Origin of the sequence: Pseudomonas sp. TWR3-1-1, from assembly GCF_049896545.1 — a bacterium.
GTDB classification, from domain to species: domain Bacteria; phylum Pseudomonadota; class Gammaproteobacteria; order Pseudomonadales; family Pseudomonadaceae; genus Aquipseudomonas; species Aquipseudomonas weihenstephanensis.
This window is the reverse complement of sequence record NZ_JAFCUO010000057.1, coordinates 1-550: the sequence shown is the minus strand read 5'-3', so window position 1 is coordinate 550 and position 550 is coordinate 1. Positions and strand designations below refer to the sequence as shown.

Sequence of the window (550 nt, the reverse complement as noted above, 5' to 3'; positions counted from 1 at the left end):
GAGGGGTATGACGCCTCAACGTGCTTTGTAAGCATTACCCCTAAAGCCTACTCGCCCTATCCGCAAGGTATGGGGCAGGCGTACTGGGGTTGTGTCCCCACGTATGTTGATCTAGGGGGAACAAAAATAGGGATCATTACTTACTCTAACGCTTACGAAACCGACTTCGAAGGAAAGTGGGTATATACGTGGGCTGAAGAGATGGTGGAAAGCGTGATAGAAGTGGTGAGGGTTATTTGATGAGCTATGGCCTTTCTGCAACTAACAATGGAGGCTCTGTTGTAATAAGTAGTGAATACAAGACGTTGGTTTTTTCTGAAAGAGGAGCTTTCAGAATAACCTCGCGCTATATTGACGGCGAAGGATATGGCTCTGTTACTTTTGCAAAGCCAATCCTTACACAAGAGCCACCTCAAATTTTCACCTGCTGTACAGGCGCTTCCCACTCTGCATTAGCGATCTACACGAGGGTGTTAGGCGGGCCGGGCTACTGGACAGGATTTAATGTGACGAGCGCGTCAAATGGTGTGCGTCCAGTTCAGAACTTTTA

2 pseudogenes are annotated in these 550 nt (G+C 47.8%); both read left to right on the top strand.

From position 1 onward, the window contains the following. Positions 1-240, top strand: a pseudogene (locus ACP7A4_RS23185) (hypothetical protein); the annotation flags it as partial. Beyond that, positions 240-550, top strand: a pseudogene (locus tag ACP7A4_RS23180) (hypothetical protein); the annotation flags it as partial. The pseudogenes ACP7A4_RS23185 and ACP7A4_RS23180, both read left to right, overlap by 1 nt.